General features: G+C 45.8%; 18 protein-coding genes. 8 read left to right on the top strand and 10 right to left on the bottom strand.

The window, feature by feature from the left end; translation table 11 throughout:
- Positions 1-2: 2 nt before the first annotated feature.
- The 5 genes from proC to NYR53_RS20505 all read right to left on the bottom strand — a co-directional run bounded on the left by proC (position 3) and on the right by NYR53_RS20505 (position 6,629).
- On the bottom strand, positions 3-872 hold the full coding sequence (gene proC / locus NYR53_RS20525) for a pyrroline-5-carboxylate reductase (RefSeq protein WP_261301068.1): 870 nt from the start codon (positions 870-872) through the stop codon (positions 3-5).
- A gap of 28 nt (positions 873-900) precedes the next feature.
- Positions 901-2,148 (bottom strand): glutamate-5-semialdehyde dehydrogenase, encoded by a 1,248-nt coding sequence (locus NYR53_RS20520; protein ID WP_261301067.1) that lies wholly within the window; start codon positions 2,146-2,148, stop codon positions 901-903.
- Entirely contained in the window at positions 2,141-3,871 is a 1,731-nt protein-coding gene (locus NYR53_RS20515; RefSeq protein ID WP_261301066.1) for a proline--tRNA ligase, read from the bottom strand. Before NYR53_RS20515 ends, NYR53_RS20520 begins: the two co-directional genes overlap by 8 nt.
- A gap of 25 nt (positions 3,872-3,896) precedes the next feature.
- On the bottom strand, positions 3,897-4,997 hold the full coding sequence (proB, locus tag NYR53_RS20510; protein ID WP_261301065.1) for a glutamate 5-kinase: 1,101 nt from the start codon (positions 4,995-4,997) through the stop codon (positions 3,897-3,899).
- Positions 4,998-5,426: 429 nt separating this feature from the next.
- Positions 5,427-6,629: a pyridoxal phosphate-dependent aminotransferase gene (locus tag NYR53_RS20505; RefSeq protein WP_290428949.1), complete on the bottom strand. Its 1,203-nt coding sequence runs from the start codon at positions 6,627-6,629 to the stop codon at positions 5,427-5,429.
- Between the two features lie 154 nt (positions 6,630-6,783).
- On the opposite strand from NYR53_RS20505, the gene NYR53_RS20500 reads away from it, so the two are divergent.
- The 3 genes from NYR53_RS20500 to NYR53_RS20490 all read left to right on the top strand — a co-directional run bounded on the left by NYR53_RS20500 (position 6,784) and on the right by NYR53_RS20490 (position 9,940).
- Positions 6,784-7,311 (top strand): DUF1572 family protein, encoded by a 528-nt coding sequence (locus tag NYR53_RS20500; protein WP_261301064.1) that lies wholly within the window; start codon positions 6,784-6,786, stop codon positions 7,309-7,311.
- Positions 7,312-7,389: 78 nt separating this feature from the next.
- Positions 7,390-8,190: a carbon-nitrogen family hydrolase gene (locus NYR53_RS20495; RefSeq protein ID WP_261301063.1), complete on the top strand. Its 801-nt coding sequence runs from the start codon at positions 7,390-7,392 to the stop codon at positions 8,188-8,190.
- A 367-nt stretch (positions 8,191-8,557) separates the two neighbouring features.
- Positions 8,558-9,940 (top strand): glycine--tRNA ligase, encoded by a 1,383-nt coding sequence (locus tag NYR53_RS20490; RefSeq protein ID WP_261301062.1) that lies wholly within the window; start codon positions 8,558-8,560, stop codon positions 9,938-9,940.
- Positions 9,941-9,990: 50 nt separating this feature from the next.
- Here the strand turns inward: NYR53_RS20490 and NYR53_RS20485 are convergent, their stop codons facing one another.
- On the bottom strand, positions 9,991-10,482 hold the full coding sequence (locus tag NYR53_RS20485) for a cysteine dioxygenase (protein ID WP_261301061.1): 492 nt from the start codon (positions 10,480-10,482) through the stop codon (positions 9,991-9,993).
- A 318-nt stretch (positions 10,483-10,800) separates the two neighbouring features.
- Here NYR53_RS20485 and NYR53_RS20480 point away from each other — a divergent pair, with 318 nt between their 5' ends.
- On the top strand, positions 10,801-11,238 hold the full coding sequence (locus tag NYR53_RS20480; protein ID WP_367618552.1) for an SgcJ/EcaC family oxidoreductase: 438 nt from the start codon (positions 10,801-10,803) through the stop codon (positions 11,236-11,238).
- 15 nt (positions 11,239-11,253) lie between these two features.
- Here NYR53_RS20480 and NYR53_RS20475 read toward each other — a convergent pair whose 3' ends face one another.
- From NYR53_RS20475 to NYR53_RS20460, 4 genes are all read right to left on the bottom strand, one after another.
- The gene (locus NYR53_RS20475) at positions 11,254-12,126 is read right to left on the bottom strand and encodes an SDR family NAD(P)-dependent oxidoreductase (protein WP_261301060.1); all 873 of its coding nucleotides are present in this window, start codon (positions 12,124-12,126) and stop codon (positions 11,254-11,256) included.
- A gap of 326 nt (positions 12,127-12,452) precedes the next feature.
- The gene (locus tag NYR53_RS20470) at positions 12,453-13,421 is read right to left on the bottom strand and encodes a helix-turn-helix transcriptional regulator (RefSeq protein ID WP_261301059.1); all 969 of its coding nucleotides are present in this window, start codon (positions 13,419-13,421) and stop codon (positions 12,453-12,455) included.
- Between the two features lie 21 nt (positions 13,422-13,442).
- Positions 13,443-14,336, bottom strand: a complete 894-nt coding sequence (locus tag NYR53_RS20465) for a LysR family transcriptional regulator (RefSeq protein WP_261301058.1) — start codon at positions 14,334-14,336, stop codon at positions 13,443-13,445.
- A 225-nt stretch (positions 14,337-14,561) separates the two neighbouring features.
- A complete protein-coding gene (locus NYR53_RS20460) occupies positions 14,562-14,708 on the bottom strand; it encodes a lmo0937 family membrane protein (RefSeq protein WP_261301057.1) in 147 nt (48 codons plus the stop codon).
- A gap of 200 nt (positions 14,709-14,908) precedes the next feature.
- Here NYR53_RS20460 and leuC point away from each other — a divergent pair, with 200 nt between their 5' ends.
- The 4 genes from leuC to NYR53_RS20440 all read left to right on the top strand — a co-directional run bounded on the left by leuC (position 14,909) and on the right by NYR53_RS20440 (position 19,470).
- Positions 14,909-16,330 carry a 3-isopropylmalate dehydratase large subunit gene (gene leuC / locus NYR53_RS20455; protein WP_261301056.1) on the top strand — a complete coding sequence of 474 codons (1,422 nt, stop codon included), beginning with the start codon at positions 14,909-14,911 and terminating at the stop codon, positions 16,328-16,330.
- A 69-nt stretch (positions 16,331-16,399) separates the two neighbouring features.
- Positions 16,400-17,005 carry a 3-isopropylmalate dehydratase small subunit gene (gene leuD / locus NYR53_RS20450; protein WP_261301055.1) on the top strand — a complete coding sequence of 202 codons (606 nt, stop codon included), beginning with the start codon at positions 16,400-16,402 and terminating at the stop codon, positions 17,003-17,005.
- 413 nt (positions 17,006-17,418) lie between these two features.
- On the top strand, positions 17,419-18,816 hold the full coding sequence (locus NYR53_RS20445) for an N-acetylmuramoyl-L-alanine amidase family protein (RefSeq protein WP_261301054.1): 1,398 nt from the start codon (positions 17,419-17,421) through the stop codon (positions 18,814-18,816).
- Positions 18,817-18,885: 69 nt separating this feature from the next.
- On the top strand, positions 18,886-19,470 hold the full coding sequence (locus NYR53_RS20440) for a GerMN domain-containing protein (protein WP_261301053.1): 585 nt from the start codon (positions 18,886-18,888) through the stop codon (positions 19,468-19,470).
- Positions 19,471-19,497: the final 27 nt, after the last annotated feature.

Genomic DNA, 19,497 nt, shown 5'->3' with positions numbered 1-19,497 from the left:
ATTTAGGAGGATTTCGCTACGGGGCTTGGCGCAGCAATTTGTTCGCCCATTTCTTTGGCTCGCTCCGCAGAACGAAATACGGCTTGTGAGATAGCTTCGCTAAACTGAAAACGATCCAATGCTTCAATGGAAGCTTGCGTTGCCCCATTTGGCGAAGTGACCTTGCGGCGAAGCTCAGCAGGATTTTCTTGCGTAAGCTGAACCATATGAGCGGCTCCGAGCACCGTTTGAAGTGTTAATTGATGTGCATCTTCAGCGGAAAGACCACCATCAATGCCGGCTTTGATCATGGCTTCCATGAAATAGTAGACATAGGCAGGACCGCTGCCGGATACGCCAGTCAAAATTTCTAGTTTTTCTTCCTCCACGATCGTTACAATACCAACGGCTTCGAACATTTGGATAGCAACTTGTTTGAATGTAGCATTGACCTTGGAAGAGAAGCTCATTCCTGTAGCGCCTAAACCAATTGTGCTGGACGTGTTCGGCATCGTGCGAACAATCGGCATATTAGTTTGCAGCAAAGCTTCTGCTTTCGCGATAGAGAGCCCAGCAATGACCGAAACGAGAAGCTGCTGCTCGTTCAAAAGCGGCTGCAGCTCGGCGAAGGCATTCTCCACATCCTTAGGCTTCATGCAGAGGACAACGACATCGGCTTCACGAAGAAATGTTTCTTTCGTTGACGGGTCTGACGTTGCCTGCAGACCGTATTCCGATCGCAGAAAAGCTAATCTGTCTTGATCCGAGCGGTTCATTACATAAATATATTGGGGATCAGCGACTTTTGTTTCAATGAGTCCGCGGATGATCGCTTCCGCCATTGAACCCGCGCCGACAAAGGCAATTTTGGTTTGGGATAAAGTAGTGGACATCGTACATTCCTCCTTGAGTTTTGAATCGTTATTCGCGTATTTGTCCGCTTCCATAAACGCGGTATTTGGTTGAAGTTAATGCGGGTAGACCCATAGGTCCGCGAGCGTGAAGCTTTTGGGTGGAGATGCCGATTTCCGCTCCGAAGCCGAATTCAAAACCATCGGTGAAGCGAGTCGAAGCATTGTGATAAACAGCCGCTGCATCCACTTCTTGTAAGAATCTTTCGGCATTGGCCGCATCTTCCGTCACGATACACTCGGAATGCATCGTGCCGTATTCACGAATGTGAGCAAGGGCTTCATCGAGATCTTTCACAACTTTGATGTTAAGAATGTAGTCCCCATATTCGGTTTTCCAATCTTCGATTTCGGCAACTTGCATATTCGGCACTAACTCACGAGCTCGTTCGTTACCTTTGAGTGCTACATGAGCACCTTGGAAAGCCTCTGCTATGGCACTTAAATGCTTTTCTGCAATAGACTCATGCACAAGCAATGTTTCCATACTATTACAAACAGAAGGACGCTGTGCTTTGGCATTAATACCGATGCGAACAGCCATATCGAGCTGTGCACTTTCATCTATAAAAGTATGACATACACCCGCACCTGTTTCAATGACAGGAACAGAGGCGTTATTGACAACATTTTGAATGAGTGAATGTCCGCCTCTTGGTATGAGCACATCGATGAGACCGTTCAATTTCAGCATTTCATCCACAGAGCTGCGGTCTGCGCTTAGAATCAATTGAAGTGCATCAGCGGGAATGGCTGAACGGCTTAACGCACCATGAAGAACTTCTACGATTTTCTCGTTGGAAAATAAAGCGGAAGAACCGCCACGCAGAACGACTGCGTTGCCTGTCTTGAGACATAAACCTGCTGCATCAACGGTGACGTTAGGTCTTGCTTCATAAATGATGCCGATCACACCAAGGGGAACACGGAGCTTACGAATACGCAGACCGTTTGGACGATCAAATGCTTCCAAAGTATCCCCAATTGGATCAGGGAGCTCGGCTATTTGGCGCAGACCTTCAGCAATAGCTGCGATTCGGGATTCATTTAGGGCTAAACGATCGAGTAGGGAAGCGCTTGTGCCTAGTTCTTTGCCTCGCTGCAAATCTTTGGCATTCGCTTCGATAATCGCCTGCTGCTCCGTTACAAGGCTATCTGCCATAAGGAGGAGTGCCGCATTCTTTTGTTCAGTTGTCAGATTACCCATCGTCTGGGCAGCTTGTTTGGCTAATTTAGATTTTTGAACGACTTCACTCATGGGAAGATCGACCTCCTGATTGGAATAAGGAATGACAATGCGTAAGTATATGCTCTACAGATCGTTCATATTGACTACCATCTCGGCGTTCTTTACATTCTACAACTCGCTCACTTGCTTTCTTGCCGACAGTTATTCGCAAAGGGAAGCCGAGTAGATCTGAATCATTGAATTTGACGCCAGGACGCTCATCTCGATCATCCCATAGGACAGAGTAGCCTGCCCTAATTAACGTCGTATAAATCTCTTCGGATAATTTCATTTGAACTTCATCCTGAACATGCACGGTCAGTAGATGAATGGTAAAAGGCGTAATGGACTCAGGCCATATAATGCCTCGTTCATCATAGTTTTGCTCGATAATGGCAGCTAGCACACGTGAGACTCCAATGCCATAGCAGCCCATAATGATGGGCTCGGAAACACCGTTCTCATCGCTGAAAGTTGCGCCAAGGGAACGGCTGTACTTGGTACCGAGCTTAAATACGTGGCCAAGCTCTATCCCTTTAGCAAAAGAGAGTTCGTGCCCACAATGGGTACATAACTCACCTTGGGCGACATTGTGTACGTCATGATAAGTAATTGCTCCGAGGTCCCGGTCGACCTCCACATGAACCAGATGGAAATCGCGCTCATTGGCTCCAACAACAGCATCCTTCAAGCCCTTGATAGAAGAATCAGCGATAATTCTCACATGCTGAAGTCCAATTGGACCGATAAATCCGGCAATGGATCCTAACTTCTCTATTTCTGCTTCAGAAAGCATGGAGACCTCGTCATCAGTTCCAATGGCTTGCTTCAGCTTGATCTCATTTAATTCATAATCGCCTCGTAGGAGGACAATAACTGGCGCTCCATTTACTTGTAAAGCAACAGATTTAATGATCTGATTGGCTTTTATTTGTAGAAATTGACTAAGCTGCTTAATGCTTGTCACTTGCGGTGTGTGAATCTTCACGGGTTGTGAAGTTGGTGAAATGGTATCGGATATCAGATGTTCCGGTATAACTCCGATTGCTTTTTCAATATTCGCTGCATATTGGCAGGAGTTGCAGTGGACGATGGTATCCTCACCAATATCAGCAAGGGCCATGAATTCATGGGTGTCCGTACCGCCGATAGCGCCGGAGTCGGCTTCAACCGCTCGGAACTCTAATCCGCATCGTGTGAAAATGTTAACATAAGCGTTATACATACTTTGATAACTAGCATCTAGTCCGCTTTCCGTCCGGTCGAAGGAATAGGCATCCTTCATGAGGAACTCACGTCCACGGAGCAGACCGAATCGGGGTCTGCGTTCATCGCGATACTTCGTTTGAATCTGATATAACGTGACAGGCAGCTTCTTGTAGGAATGAATCTCGTCTTTCACGATCGTCGTGATGACTTCTTCATGGGTAGCTCCAAGTGCAAATTCTCGGCCGTTCCGATCTTCCAGACGCATCAACTCGGGACCATAGACATCCCATCGGCCTGAGGCTTTCCATAATTCGGAAGGGTGGAGTGCTGGCATAAGCATTTCCTGTGCACCGGCTGCATCCATTTCCTCCCGGACAATTTGTTGTATGTTGTGCAGGGCTTTAAGACCCAAGGGTAAATAAGAATAAATACCGCTGGAGAGCTGTCGTATGAATCCCGCTCGCAGCATGAGTCGGTGGCTCGCTGCTTCCGCATCTCCCGGAATATCTCGCAAGGTTGGGTTAAGCAATCGTTGTTGTCTCATGGCTAGGAGAACCTCACTTTCGTCATTAAGTCAAAGGAACCCATTCATCACGGTGAATGACTTCGATACGAGCAACTTCCACACGTTTCTGGACTTCATCGGTCGATAACCCTGCGGCGGCTTGCACCTGCCAAGCCGCGTAATTGACGACGCCGCGTCCTAGAAGCGAGCCTTCGATACTGATCACCTCAACGACGTCGCCGGGGTGGAAGTCCCCTGAAGCGCCAGTGATACCGGCAGGAAGCAAGCTCTTGCCACCGCTGAGCAGGGCCGCCTTCGCGCCTTGGTCAACGATGATTTGCCCTTTGGGCAGCGAGTGGAAGCCGACCCATTGTTTCTTCACCGGCAGGTTGTTCAGCGCCGTGTCGAAGTACGTGCCCTTGCCGCTGCCGTCTACGGCCTGCGGCAGATCACCGGGCTCGAGTACGCGCCCGATGAACACCGGCACGCCCCCGCGCATCGCGATGCGGGCGGCCTCAACCTTCGAGCGCATGCCGCCGGTGCCGACCGCGCTGCCAGAGCCTCCAGCGAAGCTGAACAGCTCATCGCTGATGGCGTCCACGCGGTCGATACGCTGCGCGTTCGCGTTTTTGCGGGGATCGTCCGTGTACAGGCCGTCCATGTCCGTAATGATGATCAATTTGTTCGCTTTGACCAAATTGCCAACCAAAGCCGACAATGTATCATTGTCGCCGAATTTCAGTTCGTCCACCGAGACGGTGTCATTCTCGTTAATAATCGGTACGACGCCGCGCTGCAGCAGCTCGTCGATCGTCATCAGCGCGTTCTGCACGCGCTTACGATTAGAGAAGTCGTACCTAGTAAGCAAAATTTGCGCCACGCTGATGCCGTGGGACGCAAATGCTTCGTGGTACGCCTGCATGAGAAGCGCTTGCCCGACTGCGGCTGCGGCCTGCTTCTCGTGCAGCACCTTAGGCCGCGTGCGGTAGCCAAGGGAGGTGAAGCCTGCGGCAACCGCGCCGGAAGTAACCAGCAGGAGTTGATGGCCGTCCTGCTTCAATTGCGCCAGCTCCGACGCGAAAAAACGTATTTTATCCGGGTTGAGGCCCCCGGTATCTGAAGTTAAAGAGCTGCTGCCGATTTTGACGACGATTCGCTGAGTCATATCGATCCCATCCTTTGATTTACATGTATGTAGATACAAAAAAGACTCCCGTCCTTATAACATAAGGACGAAAGTCTGTAGCTTCCGCGGTACCACCTTAGATTGGCGCACACCGATAGCGGCTGCACCCAACTCTAGATTCCCTAAATAACAGCAGGGCACTGTTCAACTCATCGTTGACTGTTCAGGGGCGGGTTCGGAGTCGGTTCACGGCAAGCTCTCTCAGTCTAAGGAGCTTACTCTCTGTTTACGTGCTTAACGCTTCCTACTATTCCCATCATAACGTTGCGATATAGAAGTTTTTGAGTAAATGCGCTCGTCCCTGAGGGCGACGGAGTCGTTTATCGTTGGGACTTCCTTTTTTGGTTCTATCTAGAATAGCACGCAGTACAAGCGTTTGTAAAGAAGCGGCAGCCTCTATTTTTCTGCTTATCCAAATAGATTCAGTTTGCCAATCCGCTGTACAGCTTCTTCTAATCTTTCCTCTGTGGATAAGAGCCCAAGCCTTACATAGCCTTCTCCGTGCGTTCCGAAGCCAACACCTGGTGCGACGACAACCTTAGCTTCTTGCAATAGCAAATCGGCAAGACTCTGTGAGGTATGTCCTTTTGGAACGGGCAACCAAGAGAAGAAAGACCCCTGTGAAGGGCGGGCATGCCAGCCAATACTGGAAAGAGCTGCATAAAGGGCATTGCGGCGGCTCTCGTAAACTTCACGCAGCTCAGTAACACAATCTTGCGAGGCTGTGAGAGCTGTTGCAGCTGCCGCTTGGATACCGCCGAACAACGAGCAGTAGTAATGATCCTGCATCAAGTTAATAAGGCGGATCACTTCTCGGTTCCCTAGGGCAAAACCTACACGCCAGCCAGCCATATTGTATGTTTTGGAGAGCGTATAGAACTCGATACCCACTTCTTTGGCACCTGGTGTCTGCAGGAAGCTGACCGGCTTCTGACCGTCGAAGCCTATCGCGCCATAGGCGAAATCACTTGCGACGACAACACCATGCTTGTGTGCGAAATCGACCGTTTCTTCATAAAAGGAAGCGGGAGCCGTTGCACCTGTTGGGTTGTTCGGATAATTAATGAACATCAGCTTTGCGCGGTTCAAATCGGATTCTTTGAGCTGTGAGTAATCTGGAAGAAAGTTGTTTTCTTCACGTAAAGGCATGAAAGCCATTTCGGCGCCGGCAAGAGCAACTCCGGACCAATAATCCGGGTAGCCAGGATCAGGAACCAGACAGACATCGCCTGGATTAAGCAAGCACTGAGCGATCTCGATCAGCCCTGTTTTACCCCCAAAAAGAATCGCTACTTCCGTTTCAGGATCAAGATCTACGTTGTGATCTTCCTTATACCGCTGAGCAATGGCTTGTTTTAGAAATGAAAATCCGCTGAACGGCGGATATTTATGATACAGCGGGTTAGCCGCGGCTTCTTGTATGGATGACACGATATGCGGAGGCGTAGGGCGGTCTGGATTCCCTTGGCCGAGATTAATGACGTCATGACCCGCAGCAATTTGCTCATTGGCTTTGCGTACGAGTGTTGCGAAAAATTGCGTTGGAAGTCCATTCATGCGTTCAGCAGGCTGTATTGTAAAAGGGCTTTTTGTAGGGGATACTTTAGTCACGTTTTAATTCACACTCCGGAGGTCGGGATTTTAATTAATAACCTTAATGTAACATGATTAATCTTTTTTTCATAGTGATGAAAATAATCGATTTTACATCGAGCGGTCAATATCATAAAGTTAGTTCATTCGTTGCGGAAAGGTGCTGAAGACCATGTCGGACAACACACAAATGGCACAAGTTTTTTTACTGGAATCCATACGAGCATTTGAAAATATGAAGAAGCTGGCGGATAAGGCTTTCGCGCAAACGGAAGATGCTCATTTTTATCTTACGTTAGATGAGGAGTCGAATTCGTTGGAATTGTTGATTAAGCACATGCACGGGAACATGTTGTCACGGTGGACAGATTTCTTAACAACGGATGGGGAAAAGGAAACTCGGCTTCGTGATGATGAATTTGAAAGCAGCCAGTACACGCGAGATGAGCTTATTTCCAAGTGGGAGGAAGGCTGGAGGGTACTGTTTGATACCTTGCACGCGCTAACTCCGGATGATGTTCTTAAGACCGTTCAAATTCGAGGCGAGGGACATTCTGTGCTTCAAGCCATTCAGCGCCAAGTATCTCATTATGGTTACCATGTGGGACAAATCGTTCTGCTCAGTAAACATTGGGAAAAGTCTCATTGGGAGACTTTAAGTATAGCAAGAGGACAGTCCAAAGCGTTCAAACCTATATGAGTTCCATTGAGTTCAAACTTAAATTAGACTACTATATAGAGATATTGGTAATTTGACGCTGGAAGGAGTCTTCAACGTATGTCCGAATCACAATTACTTCACATTGCACTTATTCAAATGGATATTCAGATCGGTTTGCCTGATACGAACTTTGCTCAGTTGGAGAAGCTTCTGCATCAAGCGGTTAGTGGAGATCAAAAGCCTGATGTGATCGTTTTTCCTGAGATGTGGAACACCGGCTATGCCTTAACGGAGATTCAGCAGTTGGCTGATCCTAACGGAGTTAGGACGAAAGCCTTCTTGAGTGATTTTGCCCGGACCCATCGTGTTAATATTATCGGCGGCTCCATTGCGGATAAAAGAGACGATCGTGTTCTGAACACCATTTATGCGTTTGATCGCGAAGGCGCGGAAACAGCGGAGTATTCCAAAATCCACTTGTTCCGTCTTATGGACGAGGAAAAGTTTCTACATAGCGGCGACCAGCTTGGCCGATTTGAGCTTGAAGGCGTTCCAGCTGGAGCGATGATCTGCTATGATATTCGTTTCCCTGAGCTTGCGCGCAAATTAGCGCTCGATGGGGCACGGATTCTATTCGTACCTGCGGAATGGCCGCATCCGCGTTTGCACCACTGGCGTACGCTGCTCATGGCCAGAGCTATTGAGAATCAGATGTATGTCGTTTCCTGTAATCGTGTTGGAACTAGTGGAACGACGAACTTCTTTGGGCACTCGATGGTTATTGATCCTTGGGGCGAAGTGCTTGTGGAAGGCGATGAGAACGAAGCGATTTTGCATGCAACCATCGACTTGACGGAAGTTGTTCGTGTTCGTGCTAAAATTCCGGTCTTTGAAGATCGTCGTCCACATTTGTATTAGTCGTATAAAAAAGTAGCTACACCTATTTGATTTTTTGTCGGTTTTTCTGTAAACTAAAGCCAATTGAATGATCAATTGTGGCTGTGAAGGATGAATAGTACTTGAACAACTTCAAGTTCAGCGAGCTGGGGACGGTGAAAGCCCAGATTGAAGCTCAAGGAAAAGGCTATCCGGAGCCAATACGATAAAGGGGATACGCTGCTTTACAGGTGTATCAACTAGGGTGGAACCGCGGGTGCGTAAGGCTCTCGTCCCTAGGCATTATTTGATGCCTTTGGATGTTGAGCTTTTTTTGCGTCTGCTCATATCCAAAGGGTCGTCAAAGGTCATTGACCTATAAACGAGAAGCTGAAGGAGCGAAAGAACAATGAGTGTTACTATGGATCAAGTTGTAGCATTAGCAAAGCACAGAGGTTTTGTATTCCCAGGTTCAGAGGTGTATGGCGGTTTGGCTAACACATGGGACTACGGTCCGCTTGGTGTCGAGCTGAAAAACAACATCAAGCGCGCTTGGTGGAAAAAATTCATTCAAGAATCCCCCTATAACGTGGGTCTTGACGCGGCAATTCTGATGAACCCGCAAGCTTGGGTAGCATCCGGCCACGTAGGCAATTTCAACGATCCAATGATCGATTGCAAAAGCTGTAAGGCACGTCATCGTGCGGATAAATTGATTGAAAATAAATTGGCGGAAAAAGATATCGAAATCATCGTTGACGGCATGACGTTTGACGATATGATGAAGCTTATCGTAGAGCACAACATCGTTTGTCCGGATTGCGGCAGCAAGGACTTTACTGAAATCCGTCAGTTCAACCTGATGTTCAAAACATTCCAAGGTGTAACGGAAGCTAGCACCAACGTGGTTTACTTACGTCCTGAGACAGCACAAGGGATTTTCGTCAACTTCAAAAACGTTCAACGTACGATGCGCAAGAAGCTGCCATTTGGTATCGGCCAAATCGGTAAAAGCTTCCGTAACGAAATCACGCCAGGTAACTTTACGTTCCGTACACGTGAATTCGAACAAATGGAGCTTGAGTTTTTCTGTAAGCCCGGCGAGGACATGAAATGGTTCGAGTATTGGAGAAGCTTCTGCCATAACTGGCTGTTGTCCCTAGGTGCCAAATCAGATAACCTTAGACTTCGCGATCACAACGAGGATGAGTTGTCCCATTACAGCAATGCGACGACGGATATCGAGTACAAATTCCCGTTTGGCTGGGGCGAGCTCTGGGGTATCGCGGATCGTACAGATTTTGACTTAAAACAGCACATGGAGCACTCTGGTTCTGACTTCAACTATATTGATCCAGAAACAAACGAGCGTTACATTCCTTACTGTATCGAGCCTTCACTTGGCGCAGACCGTGTAACTTTAGCGCTTTTGATTGATGCATTTGAAGAGCAAAAGCTGGAAGGTGACGACAGTCGTACAGTTTTACATTTCCATCCTGCACTAGCACCGATTAAAGCTGCTATTTTCCCACTTTCCAAAAAGTTGAATGAAGGTGCGCAGGCTATATTTGCCGATCTAGCGAAGCATTTCATGGTGGATTATGATGATACAGGTTCTATCGGTAAAAGATATCGCCGCCACGATGAAATCGGTACACCATTCTGTATCACCTACGACTTTGAATCCGAGACAGATGGTCAAGTTACGGTACGTGACCGTGATACCATGGAACAGAAGCGGATGCCAATTTCCGAATTGAAAGCATTCATTGAAAATTCACTTCAATTTTAATACCAAGCCCCCTGTGAGGACGTCGATTGACGTCATTACAAGGGGCTTTTTTAGATGACATAATCCAAGATTTCGCTGTAAGGCAAGTAGCGTGTTACTCCCTGGAGAGGCGGGCTGTACACATGGATGGAAACAGCAGGCTCGTGGAAAGGGTTGCTTAATTGATGAATTTGCTCGCAAGGAGCTTCAAAATATTCACCTGACCCAATATAGTCATCTGTTTGGGCGACGGGATAACCTTCTGAGTCCAAACGGTACTTGGTATTGACTAATGTTCCCTCAACTAAACAAGCGGAGCCGATGGATGTGCCATGGTTATGAATCGCTGTTGCCTCCGAAGCAGGTATGTGAATCACAATAACTTCGAGATCTTTCGTGCTATAAACGACATTACGACCATAAGGTAAATGTTTGGGCTCAGTTTTATAACCAGGCACCTCATGGAGTATGCTGCTTAAGGATTGTAGGGCTTCCTTCAGCTGTTCTAATGAGGGTTCTTGCAATTTACAGAACGTCTGCTCAATTGCGCTTAATAAGGTCATGGTTTCCGCCTCCTGGGCTAATGCTATCTTTTTATCATTTATTATTGGGGATCGGATAAGTTTTATTTATATATCCTATGCTTTCGGAGGTCAAAGGGTTAGGGGATCTGTGGAATAAATTCATTTTAGTATGTAATCGGTCTGTGGACTGGGATTTTTTCATACTCTGGAGCGATTTCTTGAGTAGGTTATTATGTCAAAATTGGAAGTGTAGAGTGATGACCATTACATTTATTTAGCGGAACCTGAATGCGCTATGTCTTGTAAATTCGGTATACTGCGCCAAAAAAATGATTTTAAAGAGAGGATGAGGTTTATATGGTGGATGTTAAAGAACAAGACACGAATGCGATACTCGCGATTTTTGAGGCGCTTGGCAAAGCTTGGAATGAGCATAATGGGCAGGCGTTTGGTCAATGTTTCACAGATGAGGCGGATTATGTCACCTTCAACGGACAGCATATTAAGGGTCGCCAAGACATTGCGGAAATTCATCAAAAGCTGTTTGATGGTGTGTTGAGAGGCTCGTCAATGGTGAATGGCGGTTCAATTCAGATCCGCTTTCTAACTCCCGACATGGCTGTTGCTCATTGTGTGGGTGCGGTTAAACTCAGATGGCAGAAAAAGGCACCAAAGAACAGAGATTCCATCAATACGAATGTGATTGTCAAAGAAAATGGCGATTGGAAAATTGCAGCTTTTCATAACTGCCGCATCCAACCGCCGAATTTTATTCAAAAATGGTTTATGAAGTAATCGAATTCGAATAACCTAAACCCGGAAAGGCGGTATTCGTCTGCCATCGATATCCGTGAAGCCATACTGTTCCGCTAGTGCGCCTACCTCGAGAAGCTGACCTGCCTTTTGATTTATATGAGGATCGGATGCCAAAGCGACAACGGCTCGACCGATATATTCCACAGATTCCGTCGAATGAAGTGCTTCGACTTTCATGAAATCAGGATCGCCTGGTTCTAAGCCATAATGCTTATAAACGGCTTCCGTACGCATCCAGCCAGGGGCTAAAGTAAGTGCGGTTACATCGATATGGTTTGCTTTCAGATTTTGAGACATAGCACGCGTCATGTTCGCAACGGCTCGTTTCACCGTGTCATAAAAAACATTGACAGGGTAGTCACCCCCAAAGTCAGAGTAGACGCCTGTGTTAATCAGAAGACCGCGATTTTGTTCGAGGTAAAAGTTAGACATTGCATACCGGCTTGAAACCATCTGAGCACGCAGTCCTGCCTCGAACATTTTGTCCCAACGCGTCATTGGCTGCTCCCAGAAGGGAACAGAGAAATCGACATCATAATAATCCTCGTAACCGCCCCAAGCATTATTGACCACTATATCTAGTGTTCCTTGTTCTTGTTTAATACGTTCGTATAAAGCTTTGACATCTGTGTCAATGGTATGGTCACAACGAACAGCGATTCCTAATCCACCGCGCTGCGCAACGGCTTCAGCGGTATCTTCAATCGTACCCGTAAGATCAGGTCTCGTGGACTTCGCTCTGGTACTGCGTCCTGTCACATAGACAGTTGCTCCAGCCTCCCCAAGTGCTATGGCAATGCCGCGTCCTCCGCCTCGACTGGAACCGGTAACCAAAGCAACTCGTCCTTGCAGGTTTTTTGTATGCATGTTATGCCTCCTTCGTATTTTTCGCGCCAGAAAAACTGACATCGTAAGCATGAGCGTTTTCGCCTGAAAAACGGACAGCATCATTCGCCTCGAGTGCTCAGTTTTCATATTACATTGAATCCATGACAATTCTTGTCATAGTATTTATGGCGCTGGAGAGTTGTGTCTCTCGACTAAAGAGGAGGATTGATTTAGGGATAAGGGTTGTATTAGATTTATAAAAAGAGATGTAAAAAGTACATGAAAACTCTGGTCGAATTAACTTTTTTTATTTTGCCTCAAAATTAGAAGGACCACGAAAGCGACAGATAAATTGAACTCGCAACTCAAGTCAACTCATTCCCATAGGCATGCTGCATCAGACGAATTTGCTCTCGAATCCAGTTCACCATCTCCAAGGGCTCTTCGACTAGAGCGTCCGCACCCAGACTGAGAAAATACTTTGAAAAGTATGATAAATTGCTTCGATGCATGTCTATAACTAATCGTCCACTGCCATCGTCATTGAGTCTCATATTTGCGTCCAGTCCATGGCTACGCTCATAAGTCCTAACTCCAGCTGGAGTCAGTTTCACTTGGAGCTTCATTGACTTGGGGCCTGCCTCACGCTCTTGCCCCGCTAACAGCCAATCACCAATTGTGTAGTGTTTAAAGTTTTTGCTTGGGTGTTCGGATTCGGCTCGTTCCAAGCTAAGTAAGCGATCTGCGCGAAATAAGAGAAATCCCTCTTTTTGAAAGCAATAGGAGGGGAAGTACCAAAAACCATTGGATGCGTAAATGCCAATTGGCTGCACGACTCTCTCTGTGGATCCATCTTTGGACGCGTAGGTCATGCGTAAAGGTATTTCATCAATAGAAGCTTCCAATAGCTGCTCCAAATAGGGGGAACCTTGCGTTCTCGTAGGCGTCCAGAAAGATACTCGATCTTTAAGAGCATCGATTCTCACCCTCGTATCTGTCGGGAGGTAGTGGTAGAACTTATTCAGAGCCGAAGTCGATTCCGCTGCAAAAGGGAGCGCGCCATAATACTGGAGCGACTGAAAGGCGAAGAACATCGCAACAGCCTCTTGTTCGGAGAAGAGAATCGGAGGGAGCATCCGCTTCTTTAATAAGCGATATCCCCCGTGTGGGCCAAATTCGGTATACAGCGGCATACCAAGCTCACTCAACTCCTGTAAATCGCGGTGCATTGTACGTTCCGAGACGCCGAATTCATCGGCCATCTCTTTCGTGGTGAACTGCATTCGTTCGTTTACCGCCATCATGAGCTGAATTAACCGTTGTGTTTTATTCATTGCAGGTTATACCTCCTTGTGCTAACCGATTGTTCGCATAACCTCTTTCATTGTGGAAACGAAGGCTTCGGCCGCTTTAGAGATGTATCTGCCCTTGCGATAGGCAATAACGAGCGTGCGAGTAGGTCTGCCTTCAAGGGTGAGGTGAATGGGTGATAACTCACTAAAGCTTCTTTTTGAAATTAAAAAAGGGACGAAACCGATTCCCATGCCTGCAGCGACGAGGGACTGAACCGTTTCCATATTGCTGGATTCGAAGACGATATTGGGAGTAATGCCTGCTTTTTGGCATAGTTCCAGTGTTAGCTTGCGAAATCCTTGTCCCTTTTTCAAAGCGATGAAAGCTTCCTTCTCTAATTGCTCGATTCGAATAGGTTCTTTACTTGCTGTTAATGGATGTGTTGGAGGTACTGCGAGGACGATTTCTTCCTCCAGCAAAGTCTCATAAACGAGAGAATCCTCTCGCAAAGGCAAGGAGAGCAATGAGATATCGGTTTGTCCATTCATTGTAAGTGTTTCTAAGTTAGAAGAGGTCTCTTCAACGAGTGTGATTTCAATATCCGGATAAGCCGCTTGGAAGACAGGAACAACGAAAGGGAGGATCGTTGAGCCCGTAATTGGCATACTGCCTACGACAAGGCGACCTTTTTTCATTTGTGAAATATCTTCCATTTCTTTCTTCAGCTGCTCGACCATGTCGAGGATTTTTTGTGATTTTTCAACGAAAAGGGACCCAGCATGGGTAAGCTCAACCGAATTGGTGCTGCGCTGAAAAAGAAGGACACCGATCTCTTTCTCTAGCTTGGATAGCTGCTGGCTTAGGGATGGCTGGGCAATATGAAGTTTCTCCGCGGCGCGGGAAAAGTTGCGTTCGATCGCGATTTGAATCGCATATTGAAGTTGACGTAATTCCATTGAGGGTTCATCTCCTGATATGTAATAATCATAGCTTGTTTTATTGGTGCAGCCTATAAAGCATACAGATAATATACCAGATTTTATAGTTTGATATGAAAAAACTTGATCAAGGACAATTAGTTGATGAGCGACAGTATTTAGAAGTACAAACAAAAGCAGTCTGTGGACAAATTCCACAAACTGCTTACTAAATGATAGATTTGGATCATCAGTGAAGCAATATTAACTACCTCTTCTACCTGTAACCAAATTAAATACCAAAGAAATAACGGCCAAAACGAGCAGAAGATGGATTAAACTACCTCCGATATCAAACCCGATTCCTAAAGCCCACAAGACAAGAATCACAACAAAAATGGCCCAAAGCATAGTAACACATCCTTTTCAAAATGTCATAATTGCTTATGTAAGATACTAACCACCTTTTTCAAAATCGAATCAATCTATAGGAATAATCTATGAAGCTTATAGTTATTATATCTTGGAGCTATGACGATATCCGTGCTAAACTACGTTATGAGGGTAAGACATTAACAATTAGAGCGGACAATGACAAGAGGTGACTGGATATGAGTAAAAAGACAATGTTTCAGAAGATTTGGGATAATCACGTTATTAACCAGGAAGAAGGCAAGCCCAGCGTCATCTATATTGACTTGCATCTGGTGCATGAAGTAACTTCACCGCAAGCTTTCGAGGGCCTTCGTTTATCGGGTCGTAAAGTTCGCAGACCAGACCTAACGTATGCGACGATGGATCATAACGTACCAACGAAGGATCGTTTCAACATCACAGATCCTATTTCCAAACAACAAATTGATACACTTTCGCAAAACTGCCGTGATTTCGGCGTTACATTGTTCGACCTAGATAGCCTTGACCAAGGTGTTGTACACGTTATGGGACCTGAGCTTGGACTTACACATCCAGGTAAAACAATCGTTTGCGGCGATAGCCATACATCGACACATGGCGCATTCGGCGCACTTGCTTTCGGTATTGGAACAAGTGAAGTGGAGCATGTTCTTGCTACACAAACACTGCAACAATCCAGAGCAAAATCATTGGAAGTACGCATTACAGGCAATCTGAAACCAGGCGTAACTGCGAAGGATTTGATTCTTGGTGTTATTGCTAAATACGGGACAGATTTTGCAACGGGTTATGTTATTGAATATACCGGTGAAGCGATTCGTGGACTTTCCATGGAAGAGCGTATGACGGTTTGTAACATGTCCATTGAAGGTGGAGCTAGAGCAGGTCTTATTGCACCTGACGAAACAACATTTAACTATCTGCGTGGCCGTGAATACGTTCCACAAGGTGCTGACTTTGACGCTGCAGTGGCAGAATGGTCTAACCTAGTTACAGACGAAGGCGCTGTGTATGATTGGGTGCTGGAGTTTGATGCTGATTCCTTGATTCCGCAAGTGACCTGGGGAACTAGCCCAGGAATGGGGACGAGTATTACAGCACTGGTTCCGGATCCGCAAAGCTTCGAAACAGAAAATGAACGTAAAGCTGCCGAAAAAGCGCTTGAATATATGGATTTAACACCAGGAACACCAATGACTGAACTGAAAGTTGATTATGTCTTCATCGGTTCTTGTACAAATGGACGTATCGAGGATCTTCGTGCAGCTGCCAAAATTGCACAAGGTTACAAGGTGGATCCAAGCGTTACAGCTATCGTAGTTCCAGGTTCCGGACGCGTTAAAATTCAAGCTGAGAAAGAAGGCTTGGACAAGATTTTTGAAGGTGCAGGCTTCGAATGGCGTGATGCGGGCTGCAGTATGTGTTTGGCCATGAACCCAGACGTTCTGCAACCAGGTCAACGCTGTGCATCGACATCCAACCGTAACTTCGAAGGTCGTCAAGGCCGCGGTGGACGTACGCATCTCGTGTCTCCAGCAATGGCTGTTGCTGCAGCAATCAAAGGTCATTTCTACGACGTTCGTGATTGGGAAATCAAAGAATACCAACAAGCTTAATTTGCGCTGATTAAGGCAAATCTTACGATGCTAGTTTTGCTAAAGCAAAACTTTAAGGAGAATGAAAACATGGAAGCTTTTAAACAACATACAGGCCTAGTCGGTCCTGTAGATCGCGTGAATGTAGATACAGATGCCATTATTCCTAAGCAATTTCTTAAAAGAATTGAGCGTTCCGGTTTCGGTCAATTCCTCTTCTTCGAATGGAGATGGGATGAAGCGGGCAATGTTATCGAGAACTTCCCATTAAACCAAGAGCGTTATCAAGGAGCATCTGTTCTGCTCTCCAGAGCGAACTTCGGCTGCGGATCTTCCCGTGAGCATGCACCTTGGGCAATTCAAGACTTCGGTTTCCGCGTCATTATTGCACCGTCTTATGCGGATATCTTCTACAACAACTGCTTCAAAAACAGCATTCTGCCAATCAAGCTATCGGAAGAACAAGTGGATGATTTGTTCGCCCGTACAGCGAAATATGAAGGCTACAAGCTGAATGTCGATCTGGAGAACAATAAGTTGACTGACGACTACGGTTTGAGCATCACGTTTGATTTGGATGAGCACCGTCGTCAGTTCCTGCTGCAAGGCTTAGATGACATCGGCTTAACACTTCAACATGAAGATAAAATCACAGCCTACGAGCAAGCTCACCAAAAACGTTTAGCTTATAAATAAAAAATGATAAAAGAAGTCGCAATCAATGAGCTCTTGCATTGGTTGCGTTTTTTTTAAATTTATTATGAAATTATATGTTTTTGGTTCTCGGGTAAGCGATGATTGTCTCTTATTTATCATTTTTAGCTAGATATTGTAAAAAGTACAACAATCTTTGACCTAGCTTATGGCTAGGTTTTTTTCTTCTTCTTTTTTTGCAACTTTTGGCAGTTTTGCGCGTCTAATAGATTACTAGATTGTCGATTGGACGGAGGTTTTGCTGTCGGGCATATGATTATTTTGGTATAAAGGACAAGTTGCTGCCAGTTTTTAAAAGATAGATTTTAAGAGTATGAACTTACAATCCCAATTCCGACATTACATAGAGGTGAATGATGAAATTTCCTGCATTTTGTTTAATGCTGCTAGTTTGCATGCTGCTACTCCCTACTTATGCGATGGGAGCCGAACCTCCCAGTGGAATTATGCTTTATATGAATGAAAAAAAGCTGGTGTCTAACGAAGTCCAGCCCCGTATTGTAAGTGGCAATACGATTGTACCTGTAAGAATTATCGTTGAAGAAATTGGTGCAAAGGTGAGTTGGGATGAACCTACACGCAAGGTAACCATCGTCAAAGACGATATGAACATACAATTGGTTATCGACAGTAAAACGGCCCTGATTAAAGGTAAGAAGGAAAGCTTAGAAGTAGCGCCAATTATCGAAAAAGGCAATACAATGCTGCCACTTCGTTTCATTGGTCAACTTATGGGTATTGAATTTAAATGGGACTCTTTAACCTCATCTGTTCATATGTTCAAAAAGGATGATTCCGATTCTAAACCAGTCACAGGACCCGTTGATGTTGTAGAAGACCACAATCAAGGCGAAGTAACACCTCCAAAACCGCCTGCTCCGGGTACAGGCACTGATCCAGGTAAGAATATACCCGATCCGAATGTGCATTTGTTGACTTCGATAGTGCTTTCTGAGAAGGAGTTAGCTGTTACTGCGAAAGACGGTTCTTTAGTTCCGACTATGATGAAATTATCGAACCCGAATCGTATCGTGTTTGACTTCCCTAACACATCTTTAGATTCTTCTCTCCAAAAATTGCTTGTAAATAATGCAGGGGAGCTGCCTTCTAAGCATCCTCTAGTTGAGAAAGTGCGCTTTTCTAACTTTTCTGATAACCCGGCAACGGTGAGAGTTATTTTGGATTTGAAGGGTTCTGCTGACTATCGCGTTCAGCCGTCTAAGCTTACGAATCAATGGACAGCCGCGATAGTGGAGCATCAATTAACCGTGGTGATTGATGCAGGTCACGGTGATAATGATCCTGGAGCATTATCCATAACTGGCAAGCATGAGAAGGATTTTACACTTGCTACAGCGAAGAAGGTAGAGAAGCTACTTGTTCAGGACAAACGTATTAACGTCCTTATGACTCGCTCTGATGATACGTTTATACCACTGGATGGCCGGGTTTCTTTTGCGAACGACATTCAAACAGATCTATTCCTGTCGATTCACGGGAATAGCGCCAAAGCATCGGTATCTGGAACGGAAACGTATTATAACAGACCGGAAAGCTTAGCTTTTGCTAATGTCATCCACAAAAATGTGGTTGCCGCTGCAGGACTTCCTGATCGCAAAGTACGTCAAGCTGATTTCAGGGTCATCACGAAAACGACGATGCCGGCTGTCCTGGTCGAAGTGGGGTATTTGTCCAATAAAAACGATGAATCTGCCATGTACAAGGAAGCTTTTCAAGACAAAGTTGCGGCTTCTATCGTTACTGCCATCAAAGAATACCTGAACCTCAATTAAGAGACGAAAGCTTTAAGCGTATGCTTTCGAAGTTCGTTTTGCTATGCAAAACGCTAAGGAGTGAGTGAGATGACCAAAACAAGTCGCCTATTCTATGGGGTGGTTCTTGTAAGTGCCATCACGTTGTCTGTAACTGCCTGCGGTCAGAAAGGTCAGCTCGTCGGTGGAGCAACACCGCAAGTGACGAGTGCACCGACCCCTACAACTGTGGTACAAAGTCCTGCACCAACCCCAACGGCAACACCAGAACCTTTAAAGCAAAAAAAGGTCAAAGCCTTTTACAGTGACCAGGACGAAATGAAACTTATAGAAAAAGAAGTCACAATCAGCTATAAGCAGGACGCAGACGTGTATGAAGCAGCTTTAAACGCACTCAAAAAGAGTGATGATCCTAAAGCTATTCCTTTATTTGATGATCTTACATTCACTAGCACTTCGTTTGATAAACCGAAGGGAGAATTGAAGATTGATCTTAAATTTGGCCCCAAAACGCAATTAGGCGCTCCGGGTGAGGAGTTGTTTTTACAAGCTTTGAAGAAAACTGTGTTTCAATTTCCAGATGTGAAAAATTTATATGTGCTGAAAAACGGCAAACAAGTGGATAGCTTAATGGGGCATCTAGAGCTTCCGTATCCAATTAAAAGACCTAATTAAATGTAGTGGTAGAGGAGTCTAAATCAA

This window comes from Paenibacillus andongensis (genome assembly GCF_025369935.1).
In the GTDB taxonomy this organism is placed as follows: Bacteria; Bacillota; Bacilli; order Paenibacillales; family NBRC-103111; genus Paenibacillus_E; species Paenibacillus_E andongensis.
The sequence above is the reverse complement of the archived record's forward strand: the minus strand, read 5'-3'. Positions and strand labels throughout refer to the sequence as shown.

Coding starts and splice junctions, on each gene's coding strand:
- proC (WP_261301068.1), bottom strand. CDS start 872: ATGTCCACTACTTTATCCCAAACCAAAATTGCCTTTGTCGGCGCGGGT.
- NYR53_RS20520 (WP_261301067.1), bottom strand. CDS start 2,148: ATGAGTGAAGTCGTTCAAAAATCTAAATTAGCCAAACAAGCTGCCCAG.
- NYR53_RS20515 (WP_261301066.1), bottom strand. CDS start 3,871: ATGAGACAACAACGATTGCTTAACCCAACCTTGCGAGATATTCCGGGA.
- proB (WP_261301065.1), bottom strand. CDS start 4,997: ATGACTCAGCGAATCGTCGTCAAAATCGGCAGCAGCTCTTTAACTTCA.
- NYR53_RS20500 (WP_261301064.1), top strand. CDS start 6,784: ATGTCGGACAACACACAAATGGCACAAGTTTTTTTACTGGAATCCATA.
- NYR53_RS20495 (WP_261301063.1), top strand. CDS start 7,390: ATGTCCGAATCACAATTACTTCACATTGCACTTATTCAAATGGATATT.
- NYR53_RS20490 (WP_261301062.1), top strand. CDS start 8,558: ATGAGTGTTACTATGGATCAAGTTGTAGCATTAGCAAAGCACAGAGGT.
- NYR53_RS20485 (WP_261301061.1), bottom strand. CDS start 10,482: ATGACCTTATTAAGCGCAATTGAGCAGACGTTCTGTAAATTGCAAGAA.
- NYR53_RS20480 (WP_367618552.1), top strand. CDS start 10,801: ATGGTGGATGTTAAAGAACAAGACACGAATGCGATACTCGCGATTTTT.
- NYR53_RS20475 (WP_261301060.1), bottom strand. CDS start 12,126: ATGCATACAAAAAACCTGCAAGGACGAGTTGCTTTGGTTACCGGTTCC.
- NYR53_RS20470 (WP_261301059.1), bottom strand. CDS start 13,421: ATGAATAAAACACAACGGTTAATTCAGCTCATGATGGCGGTAAACGAA.
- NYR53_RS20465 (WP_261301058.1), bottom strand. CDS start 14,336: ATGGAATTACGTCAACTTCAATATGCGATTCAAATCGCGATCGAACGC.
- NYR53_RS20460 (WP_261301057.1), bottom strand. CDS start 14,708: ATGCTTTGGGCCATTTTTGTTGTGATTCTTGTCTTGTGGGCTTTAGGA.
- leuC (WP_261301056.1), top strand. CDS start 14,909: ATGAGTAAAAAGACAATGTTTCAGAAGATTTGGGATAATCACGTTATT.
- leuD (WP_261301055.1), top strand. CDS start 16,400: ATGGAAGCTTTTAAACAACATACAGGCCTAGTCGGTCCTGTAGATCGC.
- NYR53_RS20445 (WP_261301054.1), top strand. CDS start 17,419: ATGCTGCTACTCCCTACTTATGCGATGGGAGCCGAACCTCCCAGTGGA.
- NYR53_RS20440 (WP_261301053.1), top strand. CDS start 18,886: ATGACCAAAACAAGTCGCCTATTCTATGGGGTGGTTCTTGTAAGTGCC.